The organism is Pseudomonas sp. CFII64 (assembly GCF_000416235.1).
GTDB lineage: Bacteria > Pseudomonadota > Gammaproteobacteria > Pseudomonadales > Pseudomonadaceae > Aquipseudomonas.
This window is the reverse complement of the sequence record NZ_ATLO01000004.1, coordinates 51,499-70,904: the sequence shown is the minus strand read 5'-3', so window position 1 is coordinate 70,904 and position 19,406 is coordinate 51,499. Positions and strand designations below refer to the sequence as shown.

The following is a 19,406-nucleotide window of genomic DNA, read 5'->3' as shown; positions in this document are numbered from 1 at the left end:
TTCTGCCGCCACGTCTGCCAGCGTCTAAGCTTGTGTCAGGTGCGATTAACAGGTTTAACCGGGCCAATGGATATGGGTGTATTACGGCATTCCGATACGAAGCAGACTGCTCAGGACACGGACAGTCAGAATCAGCCACCAATGCCGAAAAGCCCTCGCCACAGGCGTAATGCGTGGCGCGTGTTCTGGGTGTTGCTGGTCATGGGCCTGGTGGTGTTCGGTTTTGTCATTGCCACCGAATCGCGAACCTCCAGGCTGCAGGCCCGGGAGTTCAGCCGATTTTCGGCAAGCCTGAGCTACTCGCTGCAACCTGGCCCCAGCGATGCGGTGTTGTATCCGGGGGACGGACCGTTTGATAAGCGCCTGGGTTACTCCGCTCTGGATGAGTTCCTGCCGCGCCTGCTCAAGCGCGATTATCTGATCGTTGAACAGACCCGCTTCTCCCCCGAACTGCTCGCTTACGGCCGACGCGGTTTTTTCGTGCCTTACGAAGAGAAGATTCAGGCCGGGCTGTCGATTACCGACTGCCGGGGTTCCGATCTCTATCAGTTCCGCTACCCGCAGCAGTTCTATCCGAGCTATGCCGCAATTCCGCCATTGGTGGTGCACAGCCTGTTGTTCATCGAGAACCGGGATTTGCTGGACCCGCGGCAGCCAATGGCCAACCCGGCGGTGGACTGGCCACGGTTTGCCAAGGCTGCGGTTTCACAGCTGGCGAAGATGATCGGTCTGCCCGGCCAATCGGCAGGCGGCAGCACGCTGGCCACACAGCTGGAAAAATACCGTCACTCCCCCGATGGCTTGACTCAGTCGGGCTCGGAGAAGCTGCGACAGATGGTTTCCGCCAGCGTGCGCGCCTATCAACCCGGCGAGCAAACCCTGCAAGCCCGGCAGCGGGTGGTGCGTGATTATTTGAACAGCGTGCCGTTGTCGGCGGTGCCGGGCCATGGCGAAGTGCACGGGTTGGCCGAAGGGTTGCGGGTCTGGTACGGCGCGGATTTCGTGCGCACCAACCAGTTACTGGCGTCCACCGCCAGCGACCCACAAAGTCTGGCGGCGCGTGGCCTGGCGTTGCGTGAAGTGCTCTCATTGGTGATCGCCCAGCGACGTCCGTCGCACTATCTGGCCAAGGGCCGCGCGGAATTGGCTGACCTGACCGATAGCCATATCCGCCTGCTGGCGCAGAATAAAGTCATTGATCAGCGTCTGGCGGATGCGGCGCTGAACAGCACGGTCACCTACCGTAACTGGATTCAGCAGCCGACCATTCAGCCGATTGAAACCAACAAGGGCATCAGTGTGGCGCGCAGTCGCCTGTCGGGGATGCTCAATCGCCCGCTTTATGATCTGGATCGTCTGGACCTGTCAGCCACCACCACCTTGCAAAGCGAGTTGCAGGCGCGCGTTGGCCAGTACCTGCGCGATCTGGCCGACCCGGCTTTCGCAGCGAACGTCGGATTATTGGGCGAGCGCTTGCTGACGCCCGCCAGTACCGCGCAGGTGCGTTACAGCTTTACCCTGTTCGAGCGGGGCCCGGACGGATCGCGGGTGCGGGTGCAGACCGACAGCACCGACCAGCCGTTCGACATCAACGAAGGCAGCAAGCTGGAACTCGGATCGACGGCGAAGATGCGGGTGCTGACGACGTATCTGGAGATGATCGCCGAGTTGCACGGGCGCTACGCCGGGCTGACCTCGGCGCAACTGAGTAAAACCCCGGTGGAAGAGCAGGATCGCCTGACTCGCTGGGCGGTGGATTATCTGGCGCAGAACAAGGATCGCAGCGTGTCGAAGATGCTTTCTGCGGCCCTGGATCGGCATTACTCGGCGAGCCCAGGCGAGCGGTTTTTCACCGGCGGAGGCCTGCATCACTTCAACAATTTCCGCAAAGAAGATAACGGGCGCAACCCGACGCTGCGCGAGGCGTTGCGCGAGTCGATCAACTTGCCGTTCATTCGCCTGATGCGCGATCTGGTGCGTTACAGCACGTACCAGGCACCCAGCAACAGCGCCGAGCTGCTCAAGGACGATGACAACCCGCGCCGCCAGGAATACCTCGCCCGCTTCGCGGATCGGGAAGGCTCGGTTTTTCTGCTGCGATTCTGGAAACGCTACAAGGACAAGACCACCCAGGAGCGGCTTGACACGTTCCTTGATGGCGTTCATCCCACAGCGCCACGGCTGGCGGCCGTTCATCGCTATTTGCTGCCGGAAGCCGATCAGACGGCGTTCAACTCGTTTGTCCGGGCGCACATGGCCGAAGAAAAAATCGGCCCCAGGCTGAGCGAAAAGCGCCTGGCCGAGCTGTATCAGAGCTACGGCCCGGGCGCCTACGACTTGCCGGATCAGGGCTATATCGCCAGGGTTCACCCGCTGGATCTGTGGCTGGTGGGTTATCTCCTGAAAAACCCGGAGGCGCAGTTCAAGGATGCGGTGACGGCCAGCCATTTCGAACGTCAGGAAGTCTACGGCTGGCTGTTCAAAAGCCGGCATAAAAGCGCTCGCGACAGCCGCATCCGCACCATGCTGGAGATCGAAGCGTTCCTCGATATCCATCAACGCTGGCAGCGGGTCGGCTACCCGTTCGATCATCTGGTGCCTTCCCTGGCGACCGCAATCGGCAGCTCGGGGGACCGTCCTGCGGCGTTGGCGGAGTTGATCGGGATCATCCAGAACGATGGCATCCGCTTGCCGACCTTGCGCATCGACAGCCTGCATTTTGCCGCCGACACGCCCTATGAAACGCGGCTGGCCAACAACCCGGAGCTTGGCAAGCGCGTATTGCCGTCCGAAGTGGCGGCGGCCATGCGTGAAGCCTTGTCGCAAGTGGTGGACGGCGGCACAGCCAAGCGCGTGCAGGGCAGTTTCAAATTACCGGATGGCAGCCCGCTGGCAATGGGCGGTAAAACCGGCACCGGCGACAACCGCATCGAAAGCATCGGCGCGGGCGGTCGCATCCTCAGCTCCCGGGCGATAAACCGCACGGCGACGTTCGTGTTTTATCTGGGCGACAACCACTTCGGCACGCTTACCGCCTTCGTGCCCGGCAAGGCCGCGGAAGGATTTCGCTTCACCTCGGCACTGCCGGTGCAAGTGCTCAAGGGCATGGCGCCGATCCTGAGTCCGTATCTTGAACCGGGCGCGCATACGCAATGCAGTGCGCCGACGGCCCCGTTGGAGCGAGGCTTGCCCGCGAAAAGCGATAACGCGATAGCTCTGGTCCACCGAGGCGTCTGATTCGCGGGCAAGCCTCACTCCAACGGAATGTGGCAGATGAGAACCGTTCGTCTTTATCTCTTGCGCAATGATTAAGATATATCTTAAGGTATATCTAACTTGCACAGGAGATAGAGAAATGCGTGATGACCATCACCACAATGAACACCGCCCCCATCACCGCGACCACGGCGAAGGTCGTGACGGTTTTGAAAAGCGTCCTCGCGGCGAACGCGGTGGCCGTGGGCCTCGGGTGTTTGCGCCGGGGGATCTGAAATTGCTGTTGCTGGCGCTGATCGCCGAACAGCCATCCCACGGCTACGACCTGATCCGTCAGATTGAAAGCATGTTCGATGGCGCCTACAGCCCGAGCCCCGGCGTGATTTATCCAACCCTGACCTTTCTTGAAGAAAGCGAATTGATCGAAGGCAGCGCTCACGGCGGCAAAAAACACTACGCCATCACTGAGACGGGTCGCGCGTCACTGACCGAGCAAGCCGTGGCGCTGGACGGCGTCCGCATGCGCATCGACGTCAGCAAGCGTTCCTTGCGAGGTCACGAACGGCCGCCGGAAATCCATGAAGCCGTGAACAATCTGCGTCACGCCATGCATCTGCATGATGGCCGCTGGAGCCCCGAGGAAATCCTGCGGGTTCGCGACCTGCTCAATAACACCGCCAAAGCCATCGTCGATGGCCCTCAAGGTTCGGAGAAGTCGGTATGAATTCGCAACAATCGATCCACCGCGTCAGCCATGAAATCAAACGCCGTAAGTTGCAGGTGCTGCGCGTCACAGACATCACCCCGAAGATGCGTCGGATTACGCTGCACGGGCCGGAGCTGACCGGCTTTATCAGCCTGGGAACCGACGATCACGTGAAGCTGATTTTTCCGCGTACCCCAGAAGAACAGCAAGCGATGGAAACCCTGCAACTCGGCGCGCCGGATGACGGCCCGCGCCCGGCCATGCGCGATTACACGCCGCGTCGTTATGACGCCGAAAGCGGCGAACTGGACATCGACTTCGTGCTCCATGGCGAAGGTCCGGCCGCCACCTGGGCCGCACAGGCCGAACCGGGGCAGTTTTTGTACATCGGTGGCCCGCGTGGTTCGATGATCGTGCCGGATATGTTCGACAGCTACCTGTTGATCGGCGACGAGACCGCGCTGCCCGCCATCGCCCGGCGTCTTGAAGGCCTGCCGACCAATCGCTGCGCGCTGGTGGTGGTCGAGGTTGCGGATATGGGCGAACAGCAGGTGTTCCAGAGCCAGGCGCAAGTCGACGTGATCTGGATCGTGCGCGGCGAGCAAGACCTGGTGGACGTCACCCGCCGCCTGGAAATGCCCGAAGGCCAGCTGTATGCCTGGGTCGCCACCGAAGCGGCGTTGTCACGCAGGATTCGGCGCGTATTGCTCGGCGAATTCGGGCTCGATGAATCGCTGGTCAAGTGCTCGGGTTACTGGCGGCTTGATGAGCGGGATGAGGGCTGAATCCCCGTTGGAGCGAGCGGGCGTTTACGCCCGACGCCCCTTGAATCGATCCACCCCCACCAACAACAAACCGACCCCGACAAACCCCGCTAATACCCCGCCGGCATTGATGAAGGCCCTGGCAAAGCCGATGGTTCCCGCATCAATGAAGGGGTACATGTAATCGCCGAGGGAATTGCCGCGCAGCAGCACGTAGGCAAAGTAGACAATTGGATAAAGAATCCACAGCAGCACATGTCTGAATTGCAACACGCCCTTGGGCACATACAGCCACCAATACCCCAGGAACATCAGCGGCATGACGTCGTGGAGCAATTCGTCCGCGACCCATTGCCAGCCTTCGGGTTGCCACAAATGGCGCAATAGAATGTTGTAGGCCAGACCGACCAGAACAATGCTGGTCGCAATCGCGCCGCACACCACGGGATGGCGAAAAAAACGCTGCGCCGCTGACGTGCTGCGGCTCAGCGCACAGGTCAGGGCCACCGCCGCCAACGTGTTGCTCAGTACCGTAAAAAAGCTGAAGAACCGCACTAATCCGCCAATCAGGCTGGCGTCGTCTGCCCAGCGCGCGAAGAAAATCAGATACAGCTGAATGACCAGTCCCGACCAGCCCAGGCTCGCGGCAATGATCGTGTAGCGGCGCTGTCCCTGCGCCGGTTGCGTGTGTTCGGCGTACATCGATGTTAATCCTTGTGGCCCAGGCTCCAACCCGGACAAAGTTACCAACCCTTGCTGCGGTGCAACTTCACGTACAGCGCTTCGACCTTTTCCCGAGCCCAGGGCGTCTTGCGCAAAAACGTCAGGCTGGACTTGATGCTCGGGTCGCTCTTGAAGCAGCGAATATCAATGCGCTCAGCCAGGCCGGACCACTCGTAATGCTCAACCAGAGCGTTGAGGATCTGTTCCAGCGTCACGCCATGCAGAGGATTGGAATGCTGTGTTGTCATGCGGAACCTTCGAGTTGATGAGCAAGGGCGTTTCAAAGAGCTGCGCACCTTAGCCGAGCCTTCTGACAGCGGGAAGAGCTTAGCGTGCGAAGGCTGCCGATTGTCGCACTGCTAATGCCCATCAAAAGTGTAGGAGTTGTCCTGAAATAGTGTGCGCGGAGGACATCGCGGTCGCCCCTCAAGCTCACTGTTGCAGCCCTCGCAATGATCCATGTCAATTTCCCCGCTGTTTGCTGAGTCGTTAGCCCCCTATCATTGCCATCCTCAACGGCTGAATCGATTAATCCTGTTTTTTCGCTTCCTTCTCTCGTTTCTTCAGGTGCGAGATGCCGCTTTCGACCCTCACTCAATAACTTAAAAAGAATGCTCCTAATGTCCGATTACCCGAGACGATCTGCTGCCATCGCCGTGCCTGCTGTGTCGCGCCTGCAAACCATCCATGGCGTTTGCGGCCTGCTGGCACTGGGGCTTGCGACTTGCGCGCAGGCAGCACCCGCATTCGATGCCGACTCGCCCTGGATGCTGGGCGACTGGAATGGCAAGCGCAGTGAGCTTGCGCAGCAAGGGTATGACTTCAAGCTGGACTACACCTCCGAGACGGGCTCCAACCTGCATGGCGGTTACAACCATGACAAAGCCGTTCGTTACAGCGATCAATGGGCATTGGGCGCGCACCTTGATCTGCAGAAGATTCTCGGCTGGCACGATGCCGAGTTCCAGCTGACGGTCAGCAATCGTAATGGCGACAACATCAGTAATGACCGCGTCGGCGATCCGCGCACCGGCACGCTTTCGTCGTCCCAGGAAGTCTGGGGCCGAGGCAGCGTTACCCGCCTGACGCAGATGTGGTACCAGCAGAAATTCCTTGATCAGGCCTTGAGCATCAAGCTCGGCCGTTTTAATCAGGGCGAAGATTTCGGCACCTTCCCGTGCGACTTCCAGAACCTGGCGTTATGCGGCTCCCAGGTCGGCAACTGGGACGGCGGCATCGTCTACAACTGGCCGATCAGCCAATGGGCCATGCGCGTTAAATATCAGCTGACGCCTGAATTCTTTGCGCAGATCGGCGTGTTCGAGCAGAACCCCTCGAACCTGGAAAACGACAACGGCTTCAAGCTCAGCGGCAGCGGCACCCAAGGCGCGGTATTGCCGGTTGAACTGGTGTGGTCGCCAAAAGTTGCCGGCCTGCCAGGCGAATACCGCGCCGGTTATTACTACAGCACCGCCGACAGCCAGGATGTGTACAAGAACAGCAATGGTCAGTCAGCAGCCGCCACCGATGGCGCCTATCGCAGCGCTTCGAGCAAACACGGCCTGTGGCTGAACCTGCGTCAGCAAGTCACCGCCGTCGATGGCGATTCCAGTCGCGGCCTCAGCCTGTTCGTCAACGGCACGCTGCACGACAAGAAAACCAACAGGGTCGACAACTATGTGGCACTCGGCGGCTTCTACAAAGGTCCGTTCGATGCCCGCCCGCAGGACGACATCGGTCTGGCCATCGCGCGCATTCACGTCAACCCGGCGTACCGCAAAAACACGGACGCACAAAATCGGGCAGCGGCGGTCTACGACTACAGCGACCCGGCCTTCATGCCGCTGCAGGATACTGAATACAACGCCGAGCTGTATTACGGCGTGCACGTCACCCACTGGCTGACCGTGCGTCCCAACCTGCAGTTCATCCGTCATCCGGGCGGTGTGGACAAGGTCGACGACGCGCTGGTCGCGGGCTTGAAAATCCAGTCGTCGTTCTGACCAACGGTTGATTTGAACTGTCGGTAATAGGTTTCAGCAACTAGCGTCAAAGTATCGCCACACGATTCGTCAGGAATCGGCGTCACGAATATAAAAGTTTCAATCACTTAACTGTCACGGAGATTCACACTATGAGCACTGATGGTGCTTTCAGTCGATATCGCTTGCTACCGACGTTGCTCGGGCTGGTGATCTTGTTGATGGGCCTGATCATGTTGGCGGGGGGTGTCAAACTCCTGCAACTGGGCGGTTCGTTGTATTACCTGCTGGCCGGTATCGGTTTCGCCGTGACGGGCCTGCTGCTCATCACCGGACGCCGCGCTGCCCTGGGTCTGTATGCAGTGATTCTGTTTGCGAGCACCGTCTGGGCCTTGTGGGAAGTCGGCCTGGATTGGTGGCAACTGGTGCCGCGTCTGGCGTTGTGGTTTGCCCTGGGTATCGTCTTGTTGCTGCCTTGGTTCCGCCGCCCAGTGCTGCGTGGCCAACCCGGCGGCCTGGCGACCGGCGCGTTGAGCGTGGCCGTGGTGCTGGCCGGTGTTGCCGCGCTGGCCAGCCAGTTCACCCACCCTGGCGAAATCAAGGGTCAACTGGACCGCGACACCGCGGGCACCAGCAACACCGCACCGGCCATGCCCGACGGTGACTGGCAGTCCTATGGTCGTACGGCTTTCGGTGACCGCTATTCGCCGCTGGCGCAGATCACTCCGGAAAACGCCAACAAGCTGGTTCCGGCCTGGACCTATCGCACCGGCGATATCCCTGGCCCGAACGACCCAGGCGAAACCACGGCGGAAAACACCCCGCTCAAGGTCAACGGCATGCTGTATGTCTGCACGCCGCACAGCCAGGTGATCGCGCTGGATCCGGATACCGGCAAGGAAATCTGGCGCTACGATCCAAAAATCAGCACCCAGAATGCCGCCAACTTCAAAGGTTGGGCGCACATGACCTGCCGTGGCGTGTCGTATCACGATGATGCCGCTTATGCCGCAGCGCCAGCGCAAAGCCCGGCCACTCCGGCCGTCGCGACTAACGGCAGCAACGCTTGCCCACGTCGTATCTTCCTGCCAACTGCCGACACGCGCCTGATCGCGCTGAACGCCGACACCGGCAAAGTCTGTGAAGACTTCGGCAACAAAGGCGCCATCGACCTGAGCGCCAATATCGGCACCTTCGCACCTGGCGGTTACTACTCCACTTCGCCACCCGCGGTGACCAAGGATCTGGTGGTTATCGGCGGCCACGTCACCGATAACGTTTCGGTAGACGAGCCTTCCGGCGTGATCCGTGCGTTCGACGTCCACACCGGCCGTCTGGTGTGGAACTGGGACAGTGGCAATCCGGACGACACCACGCCGCTTGCCGAGGGCCAGAAGTACACCCGCAACTCGCCCAACATGTGGTCGATGTTCGCGGTCGATGAAAAGCTGGGCATGCTTTACCTGCCGATGGGCAACCAGACCCCGGATCAATGGGGCGGCAATCGCACGCCGGAGTCGGAAAAATACAGCGCAAGCATTGTGGCGCTGGATATCGCGTCCGGCAAAGTACGCTGGAACATGCAGCTCACTCACCATGACCTGTGGGACATGGACGTGGGCGGTCAGCCGACCTTGCTGGACATGAAAACCGCAGATGGCGTCAAGCCAGCGGTACTGGTATCGACCAAGCAGGGCAGCATTTATGTGCTGGACCGCAGCACCGGTCAGCCGATCATCCCGATCAACGAAATCCCGGTCCCTCAGGGCGCGGTGGCAGGCGATCACACTTCGCCGACGCAACCGAAATCCGACCTGAACTTCATGCCGCCGCCCCTCAAGGAGCGTGACATGTGGGGCGTGACGCCGTTCGACCAGATGCTGTGCCGGATTGACTTCAAATCCCTGCGTTACGACGGCCCGTTCACCCCGCCGTCGCTGCAAGGTTCGCTGGTTTATCCAGGTAACTTCGGTGTGTTTGACTGGGGCGGCATTTCAGTCGATCCGGTACGCCAGATCGCGTTCGTGAATCCGAGCTACATGGCCTTCCGTTCGAAACTGGTGCCGGCGGTCGAAGTCGAAGGCGGTCCAGGTCGCAAAAGCGAAACCGAAGGCGTGCAGCCCAACAAAGGCGCGCCATACGGTGTGATCCTCGAAGCACTGCTGTCGCCGATGGGCTTGCCTTGCCAGGCGCCAGCCTGGGGTTATGTCGCGGCGGTCGACCTGACCAATCACAAAACCATCTGGATGCACAAAAACGGCACCGTGCGTGACAGCTCGCCGGTTCCTATCCCGCTGTCCATGGGCGTGCCAAGCCTGGGCGGGACGTTCACCACCGCCGGTGGCGTCGCATTCCTGAGCGGCACGCTTGACCAATACCTGCGCGCCTACGATGTTCGTAACGGCAAGCAGTTGTGGGAAGGCCGCCTGCCAGCAGGCGCGCAAACCACGCCGATGACTTACACCGGCAAAGACGGCAAGCAATACGTGCTGGTCGTGGCGGGCGGTCATGGTTCGCTGGGCACCAAGCAAGGCGACTACGTGATGGCGTTCAAACTGCCGGATTGATGGTTCGCTGAGGCAATGAAAAAGCGGCTGTCGAAAGATGGCCGCTTTTTCGTTATGGGGCAGTTCGTAGGACTGGCTTTAGCCGGGAGCACGCTCTCCCGGCTAAAGCCAGTCCTACTTCTCGATCACATCCCCACGCATCGGCGCCAGGCGGGCGATCAGGCGGTTCTGATTGGGTACGGAAATGCCTTCGGCGTCCATGGCGTCGATCAGGTCTTCCACCAGCGCGTTGAAGTCGCTGCGCGTCAGGTTCTGCCCCTTGTGGGATTCAGCCATGCTGTCGCCGGAATAGCGACAGGGGCCACCCGCTTCAACGCACACCTGTTCGACCAGTTTGTCGCGCAGGCGCACGATATCGACCTTTTTGAAGTGCTCGACAATGCGCCGGTCCTTGGCGATGTTCAGCAACATGCCTTCGATTATCCGCTGGATACCGGGACGCTCGCCCAAAGCCAGATACAAGCTGTCATCTTGTGGCGGCTGTTGCGCACAACCGACCAGCAAGGCAATCAACAAACCGCTCAACAGGCGCATGTCAGAAACTCCCCTGAATGGACAGATAGGCCCCGTTCTGGTCATCCAGGGTGGCGATTTCGCCCAAACGCGCGTAAGCCAGTACTACCGACAAATGCTTATTGGGGAAATATCCGACGAACAAATCAGCCCAATCGCTTTCGCCTGCAAAAGCAAGGTTGTCAGGCTTTTCCCGGTATTCCACGCCCAGCGCCCAGCGTGGATTGAAGAGGATGGCCACCGAACCTTCCTTCAACACGCTGCGGGTATCGCGGCGGTCGCCACCGAACCCCAGCAAGCCGGTTTCGTTGGCGCGGCTATAACGCAAACCGCCGTTGAGTACCACGCTGTAACCAAACGCGGCGCCCATCAACAAGCGGCTGGCGGTCAGATAACCTTCCACATCCGAATCACGCCTGGCGCCCACCAGAGCAGGGATCAGGAAGTCGTTCTGGTGCTTGTATTCGAGGCCCAGAGCCACCTGCGGCAAGCTGTCGTAGATCAGATCACCGAACAACCGGACCTTGAGGCCAAAGATATCCTGAGTGAGATTGTCGTCCGGCAGGCTTAGCTTGTGCTGCAGTGTGCCCAGATCAAACCGCTGATGGGCGTACGACAATTCCACACGATTGCCGTATGCAACCGACATACCTGCAACGTCCAGGGTGTAATCCGGCAGATCGACATGGGTGGCAAATACACTGCTACCCCATTCGCCCTGTTCGCCGTAACCGGTCAATACTGCCCAGGGAATGATCCCGCCGCCCGCTGCCCCTTCAATGCTTGACGCACCGCCGGTGGCGATCAGCCGGCCGTTATCGGCCTCGACGGTTTGTACGCAGGCGCCCAAGACACAGCTCAACACCGAGCTCAGCACAACCGAATATCTGTAAGCCATGTTTCAACGAACCATCAGGCTGGGTGAATAGGTAGAAGCGCTCATCCATGCCTCAAAGGCCACCGCGGTCAACGGGCGGCTGATCAGATAGCCTTGCGCCGTGTCGCAATGCCAGCGCTCAAGCAGGCGCAGGCTGTGCTCATACTCGACGCCTTCGGCGACCACCTTGAGGCCCAGGTTGTGGCTCATCTCGATGGTGGAACGCACGATCACGGCGTCTTCGCTGGTTTCATCCAGGTTACGCACGAAGGATTGATCAATTTTCAACTCTTGCACCGGCAGCCGCTTGAGATGCGCGAGGGACGAGTAACCGGTGCCGAAATCGTCCACGGACAGGCTGATGCCACATTCGCGCAGCTTGTTGAGAACCGCCAGCGCGTGCTCTGGCTCACGCATGATCGCGCTTTCGGTGATTTCAAAAATCAGTTGCTCCGCCGGAACCTTGTACAAACGCAGCAAGCCGACCACACGCGCAGGCAAGTCAGCACTGAGCAGGTCTTCGGCAGAAATATTCACCGAAAGCTGGATGTGCAGGCCGCGCCTGGCCCACTCGGCCAACTGGCGCAGGGACTCTTCGATCACCCAACTGCTCAGTAATTGAATGCTCCCGGTGCGCTCGGCCAGAACGATGAATTCGGCCGGCGACACGTTGCCGAACTGCGGGTGCTGCCAACGCAGCAGCGCTTCAGCCTGGCGAACGCGGCCCTGGCGAATGTCCAGTTTGGGTTGGTAGTGCAAGGTCAGCTCGCCATTACGGCCAGCGTGGCGCAAATCGCGAATCAGGCTGATCTGGCGCTGGTGAGCCAGATCGCTGCCGTCTTGATAAACCTGCAAACGGCCCGGCATGCCAGCCGCGTCCTGGCGAGCAATGGCCGCGCGCTTGAGCAACTCCAGTGCCGAGTCGCCGTGCTCCGGGTACACCGCAATGCCGATGCTGCATTCCAGCGTCACGTCGTGGCTGTCGATGCGTTGTGCGTGGCTCAGCAAGCGCTGCAGCTGGTCGGCAGTAGCCACCGCGCCGTCGCTGCCCTTATGGTCCAGCAACAGGAGAAATTCGTTGGCTGTCAGGCGAGCGACCGTATCGCCGGGGTTCAGGCTGGCTTGCAGCCGCTGGCCGACTTGCTGCAACAGCTCATCTACGCCTGCGGCGCCGCAGACCTGGTTGATCGCCAGGAAGTTATCGATCCCCAGATACAACAACGCCATGGAACGCTGCGCGGTAATCGAACTGCCCAGACGTTCCATGGCCAGCGCCCGGTTAGGCAAGCCGGTCAGCGAGTCATGCAGGGCGTTGTGCGCCAATTGATGCTCACGCGAGGCGATCCCCTGCTGCATGGCGTTGATCGCCCCGGCAAGCATGCCCAGTTCGTCGCTACGCGCCATGCCCACCGGCGTCTTGTAATCGCCGTTGCCAATACGTTTGGCCGCCAGTGCCAGGATCTGCACCGGCATCGATACACTGCGCGCCAGGATCAACGTACCGATCAACGAGGCGAGCAACGCAATGATGGAGATCCAGAAGATTTTTTGATCCAGCGGCGCGAACGCAAGCATGGCTTTGTCGATCGGGCTTTGCAGTAGCGCAATGACCTGCTCGCCACGGCCGTCGGTGACGTTGTCGACCACAATGGTCTGACTGAGAAAACTCTGGTCAGAATGCTGGGTCATGCGCACCTGTTCAATCGAAGCCGTGAGCATCAGATCCACGAGACTGGCCTGCATTTCAGCTGGCTGAGTGCTGATCAGTTGCCCCGCAGCGCCGTGCTCCACGGCCAGAAACGAGACCTCCAGATTACTCAGCGAACGCAATTGCTGGGCGAAGGCCTGGTCCATGATGAAACCCATGACGACCCGGCCGATGGGCAGCGGCGCGAGAACCGTGCTCTCAACCAGCAAATGGGGCTGTCCACCGCCGGGTACGATGACCATTGATTGTTTGTTGAGCCTGGCCTCGCGCAATGCCTGCTCGAAGGGAAACGGCGAGCCTTCGGCCACCGCTGGCACCGTACTGGCGATGACCTTGCCGTCCATGCCCAGCAAGAACATGTCCGAGGCGTTGATGCGGCCGCCATGATTGCGCAGCACCGAACGAATGGTCGATGCATCGACGCTGGCCACTGCGTCGCGAAACCCGAAATCCGCTGAAAGCAGCTGCACACCGCCGCGCAGTTGTTTACCGCGCATATCCATCAGGCCTTCGAAAACCCGGCGACCGACCTCAAGCTGGGCCTGGGCCTGGGAACGAACGGCATCGCCGGTCGCGGCTTTCACCGCGAAGAACACGGCACCCAACACCACGACCAACAAGGCGATCAATACGAAGGCAATCCGTGCCTGAAAGCTGGTGCGCAGGTTCATTCATGGGCCGCCTTGTGAAAGGCATCGCCAAACGTCGTGGGGGCCGGGGCGACGGGTGGGTCATCGCTGCTTTCCACCGCCAGACTGAAGCGCCGGGTCAGACCTGAAGCCGGAACGTCCATATCCCCCCCGGATACAGGCTGCATGTCAGCAACCTTCGGATGCCAAAGTGTTGCGACGTACCGGCCGGCCGGAAGTTGATCGAGCGTCACGTTGCCATTGCTGTCGCTGACGGCAAACCAGGGATCATCGGTGACATAGATATAACCGAGCATCCAGTCGTGAATATTACAGCCCAGCACCACGACGCCGGGTTTATCAAACAGCAGCGGATCAGACGGAGTGCCGCCATACAACCGCAGTTCAAAGCGTTTGGCGGGCGAGAAGGAATACACCTGATGACGGATGTTGTCGCTGTTGGGGAATTTGACCGCAGTGCCCGTTCGCACGGCCAGCACATGCGGGACGAATTCCTTGTCGCGCTGGTCCATGTCGGCCTTGAGCGCTACGGCGGGCCTGCCTGCCGCACCTTGCAGGGTCAGTACCGCGCCGACCAACGGTTTGCCGTTTTGATTGATCAACTGCGCAGTCAACGTCGCCGCCGACGCTGAACCCATGCACATCGCGCAAATCGCCGGCAGGATCAGAAAAGATAGAAGTGTGTTCATACAGTGTCAGTCCGCAACGGCAAGCCGGTAATAAGAGCGCCAGCCTTGGCATCGAAGTGCCCGTCGCAGGCTAATTGTCGCGGCGGCACGGAGGTTCACGCATAAAAAAGTCAGGCGCCGTAAGCGTCCGTTGATCAGCGCGAGGCGGATTATTGATGGCCCAACGCCTTGTTTTTATCCCCTTCACAAATGCTATCGACCGCAGCCATTGAAACCTGAGCGACATCGCCCCATCTAAGAGCCATGTTCAATTGTGCAGGTGCCCCATGAGCGACCAGCAAGCAGACTCACACGATTTGCCAGATGAAGTAGACGCTGAGCACGAAGTAACCCTGAGTTCCACCAGCACCTCGCTCGCCTTGCCTGGGCAGAACCTGCCGGACAAGGTCTATATCATCCCGATTCACAACCGCCCTTTCTTCCCGGCACAGGTGTTGCCGGTCATCGTCAATGAAGAGCCGTGGGCCGAAACGCTGGAATTGGTGAGCAAGTCCGAGCACCACTCCCTGGCGCTGTTCTTCATGGACACCCCGCCGGAAGACCCGCGTCACTTCAATACCGACGCATTGCCCGAATACGGCACGCTGGTGAAGGTGCACCACGCCAGTCGCGAAAACGGCAAGCTGCAGTTTGTCGCCCAGGGCCTGAGCCGGGTGCGCATCAAGACCTGGCTGAAGCATCATCGCCCGCCGTACCTGGTGGAAGTCGAGTACCCGCATCAGCCCAATGAGCCGACCGATGAGGTCAAAGCGTATGGCATGGCCCTGATCAACGCGATCAAGGAGCTGCTGCCGCTCAACCCGCTGTACAGCGAAGAGTTGAAGAACTATCTCAATCGCTTCAGCCCCAACGATCCGTCGCCGCTGACCGACTTCGCCGCAGCGCTGACCTCGGCGACCGGCGTCGAGCTGCAACAAGTGCTCGATTGCGTGCCCATGCTCAAGCGCATGGAAAAAGTCTTGCCGATGCTGCGCAAGGAAGTTGAAGTGGCGCGCCTGCAGAAGGAAATCTCTGCCGAGGTGAACCGCAAGATCGGCGAACACCAGCGCGAGTTCTTCCTCAAGGAGCAACTCAAGGTCATTCAGCAAGAGCTGGGCCTGAGCAAAGATGACCGCAGCGCCGACATCGAACAGTTCGAAGCCCGCCTGGAAGGCAAAACCCTGCCGCCGCAGGCGCGCAAGCGCATCGACGAGGAAATCGGCAAGCTCAAGGTGCTGGAAACCGGCTCGCCGGAATATGCCGTTACCCGCAATTACCTGGACTGGGCCAGCTCGGTGCCGTGGGGTGTGTTCGGCAAGGACAAGCTGGACCTCAAGCACGCCCGCAAGGTGCTCGACCAGCATCACGCGGGTCTGGATGACATCAAGGCGCGCATCCTCGAATTCCTCGCGGTCGGCGCTTATAAAGGCGAGATCAGCGGCTCCATTGTGCTGCTGGTCGGTCCGCCGGGCGTCGGTAAAACCAGTGTCGGCCGTTCCATTGCCGAATCCCTGGGCCGGCCGTTCTATCGTTTCAGTGTCGGCGGCATGCGCGATGAAGCAGAGATCAAGGGCCACCGTCGCACCTACATCGGTGCCCAACCGGGCAAGCTGGTGCAGGCGCTCAAGGACATGGAAGTGATGAACCCGGTCATCATGCTCGATGAAATCGACAAGATGGGCCAAAGTTTCCAGGGCGATCCCGCCTCGGCGCTGCTGGAAACCCTCGACCCGGAACAGAACGTCGAATTCCTCGACCATTATCTGGACCTGCGTCTGGACCTGTCCAAAGTGCTGTTCATCTGCACCGCCAACACTCTCGACTCGATTCCCGGCCCGCTGCTCGACCGGATGGAAGTGATTCGCCTCTCCGGTTACATCACCGAAGAGAAACTGGCCATCGCCAAGCGTCACCTGTGGCCCAAGCAGCTGGCAAAAGCCGGTGTGTCCAAAGGCAGCCTGGCGATCAGCGACAACGCCCTGCGGGCGGTGATCGACGGTTATGCCCGAGAAGCCGGTGTGCGACAGCTGGAAAAACAGCTGAGCAAAGTGGTGCGCAAGGCCGTGGTCAAGCTGCTGGACGAGCCCAAGTCGGTGATCAAGATCGGTCCCAAAGATCTCGAAGCCTCGCTGGGCATGCCGGTGTTCCGCAATGAACAGGTCCTGTCCGGGACCGGCGTGATCACGGGTCTGGCCTGGACCAGCATGGGCGGCGCGACCTTGCCGATCGAGGCAACGCGGATTCATACCCTCAACCGTGGCTTCAAACTCACCGGCCAGTTGGGCGATGTGATGAAGGAGTCTGCTGAAATCGCCTACAGCTACGTCAGCTCGAACCTTGAACAGTTTGGCGGCGACCCGCGTTTCTTCGACGAAGCCTTTGTCCACTTGCACGTACCCGAAGGCGCGACGCCCAAGGACGGTCCAAGTGCTGGCGTGACCATGGCCAGCGCCTTGCTGTCCCTGGCGCGCAATCAGGCACCGAAAAAAGGCGTGGCGATGACCGGCGAGCTGACCCTGACCGGGCATGTCCTGCCAATCGGCGGCGTGCGGGAGAAGGTGATTGCGGCCCGTCGGCAGAAGATCAACGAGCTGATCCTGCCGGAACCCAACCGTGGCAACTTCGAAGAACTGCCGGACTACCTGAAAGAAGGCATCACCGTGCATTTCGCCAAGCGCTTTGCGGATGTGGCGAAGGTGTTGTTCTAGCAGGTAATTGCCCTACAGCCTCGTTCCAGCAGAATCGGCTATTCTCCAGTCTCGTCAAACGAGACTGGAGCCTCCATGACCCCCGCCCGTCTAATCGCCCCGCTAAGCCTGTGCCTGCTCGCTGCCTGTGCGCAGCAACCGCGCCATATCGTCACCCTCGAAAAACAAAGCGAATGCCCGCTGACCTTGAAAACCGGGCAGATCCTGATGCTGACGCTGCCCAGCACGCCGACCACCGGTTACCGCTGGCAGATCCAGAACCCGGCGCAGGGCATCCTGCGCAGCATGGGGCCCGAGGTGTACAGCAACCCTGAAGACAAAAATATGGTCGGCAGTGCCGGCCAGTCGGTATGGCGCTACAAGGCGTCCGACGCTGGCAGCGGTCACCTGATGATGGTTTATCAGCAGCCTTGGGCGCCGGAAGTCGCGCCGGAACGCACTTTCGACTGCGTGATTACCGTCAATGAGTAACTTTTAGCCAACTCTGCGCAGATGAGGTTTGGGCCCTGACGTGGAATTGGCTAAAATGCCGCACTTTTCAGCCCTACGCCGGAACTGCCGTGAGCAAAGAACCCGACCGCCTATTCGCCCAGCCCCTTGCCCAGGTGCCGGACTTCGCCTTCAACGAGGACGTGGTGCGGGTGTTCCCGGACATGATCAAGCGCTCGGTGCCCGGTTATCCGACGATTGTCGAAAATCTTGGTGTGCTCGCGGCGCAATTCGCACAACCCAATAGCGTGCTGTACGACCTGGGCAGCTCACTGGGTGCCGTGACTCAAGCCTTGCGTCGCCATGTGCGAACCGAGGGTTGCCAGGTCATTGCTGTGGATAACTCGGCGGCCATGGTTGAGCGCTGCCGCGAATACCTCAATGGACAGGACTCGATGTTTCAGGAGTTGCTGCCGGTGCAGGTCATCGAAGGCGATATTCTGGCCCTTGAGTTCCAGCCAGCCTCGGTGGTGGCACTCAATTTCACGCTGCAGTTCATCGCCCCCGAGCTGCGTCTGAGCCTGTTAAGCCGTATCCGCCAGTCACTGGTGCCGGGCGGCGCGCTGATTCTGTCGGAGAAGCTGCGCTTCAATGACGAACAGGAACACGCTCTGCTCACCGATCTGCACGTCGCCTTCAAGCGCGCCAATGGCTACAGCGAACTGGAAATTGCCCAGAAACGCAGCGCCATCGAAAACGTGATGAAGCCCGACAGCCTCGACGAACACCGCCAGCGCCTGCTTGATGCAGGATTTTCCAAGGTGGTGCCCTGGTTCCAATGCCTTAACTTTGCCTCGTTGATTGCCCTGCCATGATTGATCTCGCTCCTCTGGTCCGCCGTCTGGCGGGCACTCCCTTGACTGAATGGGCCAACGGCCTGCAAGCGCAGCTAGATACCAAGATGACCAAAGGCCACGGCGATCTGGAACGCTGGCAAGGCGCGCTGAATGCCTTGCCCGATTTGAAGCCGACCCGCGTCGATCTGGCGGACAGTTTTACCCTGGACGCCGAATGCGACGGCGAAACCCGCACTCAGGTGCGCAAGGCGCTGTTAGGCCTGTCGCCATGGCGCAAAGGGCCGTTCGATGTGTTCGGCGTGCATGTGGATACCGAATGGCGCTCGGACTGGAAGTGGTCGCGGGTTGCCCCGCATCTGGACCTCAAGGGCAAACGCGTCCTTGATGTTGGCTGCGGCAATGGTTATTACCAGTGGCGCATGCTTGGTGCCGGGGCTGACAGCGTGATTGGCGTCGATCCGAACTGGCTGTTCTTCTGCCAGTTCCAGGCCATGCAGCGCTTCCTGCCCGACCTTCCGGCCTGGCATTTGCCGTTCACGCTTGAGGATTTGCCAGCACGGCTGGAAGGCTTCGACACAGTGTTTTCCATGGGCGTGCTGTATCACCGCAAGTCACCCATCGATCACTTGCTGGCGCTCAAGGATTGCCTGGTCAAAGGCGGTGAGCTGGTGCTGGAAACCATGGTGATCGAAGGCGACGTGCATCAGGTGCTGGTCCCTGAGGACCGCTACTCGCAGATGCGCAACGTCTGGTTCCTGCCTTCGGTGCCGGCGCTGGAGCTGTGGCTGCGCCGCGCAGGCTTTGTCGATGTGCGCTGCGTGGACGTCAGCGTTACCACGGTCGAGGAACAGCGCGGCACGGAATGGATGCGCTTCCAGTCCCTGAGCGACTTTCTCGATCCGCAAGATCACAGCAAGACCGTGGAAGGCCTGCCCGCGCCGATGCGGGCGGTGATTGTGGGGCGCAAGCCTTGACCTTGTGAAGATCCGGTAGGAGGGGACTTGTCCCCGAAGACGCCAGTGCAGACGCTGAAGATCT

At 60.2% G+C, this 19,406-nt stretch carries 15 protein-coding genes; 9 read left to right on the top strand and 6 right to left on the bottom strand.

The genetic code is table 11. The features are described from left to right. Positions 1–72 precede the first annotated feature (72 nt). The 3 genes from CFII64_RS01155 (at position 73) to CFII64_RS01145 (ending at position 4,707) form a co-directional block, all read left to right on the top strand. Entirely contained in the window at positions 73–3,237 is a 3,165-nt protein-coding gene (locus tag CFII64_RS01155) for a transglycosylase domain-containing protein (protein ID WP_052026553.1), read from the top strand. Between the two features lie 118 nt (positions 3,238–3,355). Further along, positions 3,356–3,940 carry a PadR family transcriptional regulator gene (locus CFII64_RS01150; protein WP_020288904.1) on the top strand — a complete coding sequence of 195 codons (585 nt, stop codon included), beginning with the start codon at positions 3,356–3,358 and terminating at the stop codon, positions 3,938–3,940. Continuing rightward, positions 3,937–4,707 carry a siderophore-interacting protein gene (locus CFII64_RS01145; RefSeq protein WP_020288903.1) on the top strand — a complete coding sequence of 257 codons (771 nt, stop codon included), beginning with the start codon at positions 3,937–3,939 and terminating at the stop codon, positions 4,705–4,707. The genes CFII64_RS01150 and CFII64_RS01145 overlap by 4 nt, the downstream gene beginning before the upstream one ends. 24 nt (positions 4,708–4,731) lie before the next feature. On the opposite strand, the gene CFII64_RS01140 is transcribed toward CFII64_RS01145, so the two are convergent. Together CFII64_RS01140 and CFII64_RS01135 are read right to left on the bottom strand one after the other, a co-directional pair. Continuing rightward, positions 4,732–5,388, bottom strand: coding sequence for a Pr6Pr family membrane protein (locus CFII64_RS01140; protein WP_020288902.1), 657 nt, complete (start codon positions 5,386–5,388; stop codon positions 4,732–4,734). A 41-nt stretch (positions 5,389–5,429) separates the two neighbouring features. Then, entirely contained in the window at positions 5,430–5,657 is a 228-nt protein-coding gene (locus CFII64_RS01135) for a VF530 family DNA-binding protein (protein ID WP_020288901.1), read from the bottom strand. Between the two features lie 372 nt (positions 5,658–6,029). On the opposite strand from CFII64_RS01135, the gene CFII64_RS01130 reads away from it, so the two are divergent. Further along, complete coding sequence (locus CFII64_RS01130) at positions 6,030–7,412, top strand: carbohydrate porin (RefSeq protein ID WP_020288900.1); 1,383 nt, start codon at positions 6,030–6,032, stop codon at positions 7,410–7,412. A gap of 131 nt (positions 7,413–7,543) precedes the next feature. Next, positions 7,544–9,958, top strand: coding sequence for a glucose/quinate/shikimate family membrane-bound PQQ-dependent dehydrogenase (locus tag CFII64_RS01125; RefSeq protein WP_020288899.1), 2,415 nt, complete (start codon positions 7,544–7,546; stop codon positions 9,956–9,958). A 114-nt stretch (positions 9,959–10,072) separates the two neighbouring features. On the opposite strand, the gene CFII64_RS01120 is transcribed toward CFII64_RS01125, so the two are convergent. From CFII64_RS01120 to CFII64_RS01105, 4 genes are read right to left on the bottom strand one after another with little or no spacing between them, the layout of a single operon-like run. After that, positions 10,073–10,492 (bottom strand): group 1 truncated hemoglobin, encoded by a 420-nt coding sequence (locus tag CFII64_RS01120; protein ID WP_020288898.1) that lies wholly within the window; start codon positions 10,490–10,492, stop codon positions 10,073–10,075. A gap of 1 nt (position 10,493) precedes the next feature. Further along, the gene (locus tag CFII64_RS01115; RefSeq protein WP_020288897.1) at positions 10,494–11,369 is read right to left on the bottom strand and encodes a DUF3034 family protein; all 876 of its coding nucleotides are present in this window, start codon (positions 11,367–11,369) and stop codon (positions 10,494–10,496) included. A gap of 3 nt (positions 11,370–11,372) precedes the next feature. After that, positions 11,373–13,727, bottom strand: a complete 2,355-nt coding sequence (locus CFII64_RS01110) for an EAL domain-containing protein (protein ID WP_020288896.1) — start codon at positions 13,725–13,727, stop codon at positions 11,373–11,375. Beyond that, complete coding sequence (locus CFII64_RS01105; protein WP_044901078.1) at positions 13,724–14,395, bottom strand: methylamine utilization protein; 672 nt, start codon at positions 14,393–14,395, stop codon at positions 13,724–13,726. Before CFII64_RS01105 ends, CFII64_RS01110 begins: the two co-directional genes overlap by 4 nt. Positions 14,396–14,661: 266 nt before the next feature. Between CFII64_RS01105 and lon the strand changes: the two genes are divergently transcribed. The 4 genes from lon to cmoB all read left to right on the top strand — a co-directional run bounded on the left by lon (position 14,662) and on the right by cmoB (position 19,342). Beyond that, complete coding sequence (lon, locus tag CFII64_RS01100; RefSeq protein ID WP_020288894.1) at positions 14,662–17,082, top strand: endopeptidase La; 2,421 nt, start codon at positions 14,662–14,664, stop codon at positions 17,080–17,082. Positions 17,083–17,157: 75 nt separating this feature from the next. After that, positions 17,158–17,553, top strand: coding sequence for a protease inhibitor I42 family protein (locus tag CFII64_RS01095; protein WP_020288893.1), 396 nt, complete (start codon positions 17,158–17,160; stop codon positions 17,551–17,553). An 89-nt stretch (positions 17,554–17,642) separates the two neighbouring features. Further along, positions 17,643–18,386, top strand: a complete 744-nt coding sequence (cmoA, locus tag CFII64_RS01090; protein WP_020288892.1) for a carboxy-S-adenosyl-L-methionine synthase CmoA — start codon at positions 17,643–17,645, stop codon at positions 18,384–18,386. Next, positions 18,383–19,342: a tRNA 5-methoxyuridine(34)/uridine 5-oxyacetic acid(34) synthase CmoB gene (gene cmoB / locus CFII64_RS01085; RefSeq protein WP_020288891.1), complete on the top strand. Its 960-nt coding sequence runs from the start codon at positions 18,383–18,385 to the stop codon at positions 19,340–19,342. Before cmoA ends, cmoB begins: the two co-directional genes overlap by 4 nt. The last annotated feature ends 64 nt before the right edge of the window (positions 19,343–19,406 follow it).

Excerpts from the sequence above, each read along its gene's own strand:
- CFII64_RS01155 (WP_052026553.1), top strand. The coding sequence starts at position 73 with ATGGGTGTATTACGGCATTCCGATACGAAGCAGACTGCTCAGGACACG.
- CFII64_RS01150 (WP_020288904.1), top strand. The coding sequence starts at position 3,356 with ATGCGTGATGACCATCACCACAATGAACACCGCCCCCATCACCGCGAC.
- CFII64_RS01145 (WP_020288903.1), top strand. The coding sequence starts at position 3,937 with ATGAATTCGCAACAATCGATCCACCGCGTCAGCCATGAAATCAAACGC.
- CFII64_RS01140 (WP_020288902.1), bottom strand. The coding sequence starts at position 5,388 with ATGTACGCCGAACACACGCAACCGGCGCAGGGACAGCGCCGCTACACG.
- CFII64_RS01135 (WP_020288901.1), bottom strand. The coding sequence starts at position 5,657 with ATGACAACACAGCATTCCAATCCTCTGCATGGCGTGACGCTGGAACAG.
- CFII64_RS01130 (WP_020288900.1), top strand. The coding sequence starts at position 6,030 with ATGTCCGATTACCCGAGACGATCTGCTGCCATCGCCGTGCCTGCTGTG.
- CFII64_RS01125 (WP_020288899.1), top strand. The coding sequence starts at position 7,544 with ATGAGCACTGATGGTGCTTTCAGTCGATATCGCTTGCTACCGACGTTG.
- CFII64_RS01120 (WP_020288898.1), bottom strand. The coding sequence starts at position 10,492 with ATGCGCCTGTTGAGCGGTTTGTTGATTGCCTTGCTGGTCGGTTGTGCG.
- CFII64_RS01115 (WP_020288897.1), bottom strand. The coding sequence starts at position 11,369 with ATGGCTTACAGATATTCGGTTGTGCTGAGCTCGGTGTTGAGCTGTGTC.
- CFII64_RS01110 (WP_020288896.1), bottom strand. The coding sequence starts at position 13,727 with ATGAACCTGCGCACCAGCTTTCAGGCACGGATTGCCTTCGTATTGATC.
- CFII64_RS01105 (WP_044901078.1), bottom strand. The coding sequence starts at position 14,395 with ATGAACACACTTCTATCTTTTCTGATCCTGCCGGCGATTTGCGCGATG.
- lon (WP_020288894.1), top strand. The coding sequence starts at position 14,662 with ATGAGCGACCAGCAAGCAGACTCACACGATTTGCCAGATGAAGTAGAC.
- CFII64_RS01095 (WP_020288893.1), top strand. The coding sequence starts at position 17,158 with ATGACCCCCGCCCGTCTAATCGCCCCGCTAAGCCTGTGCCTGCTCGCT.
- cmoB (WP_020288891.1), top strand. The coding sequence starts at position 18,383 with ATGATTGATCTCGCTCCTCTGGTCCGCCGTCTGGCGGGCACTCCCTTG.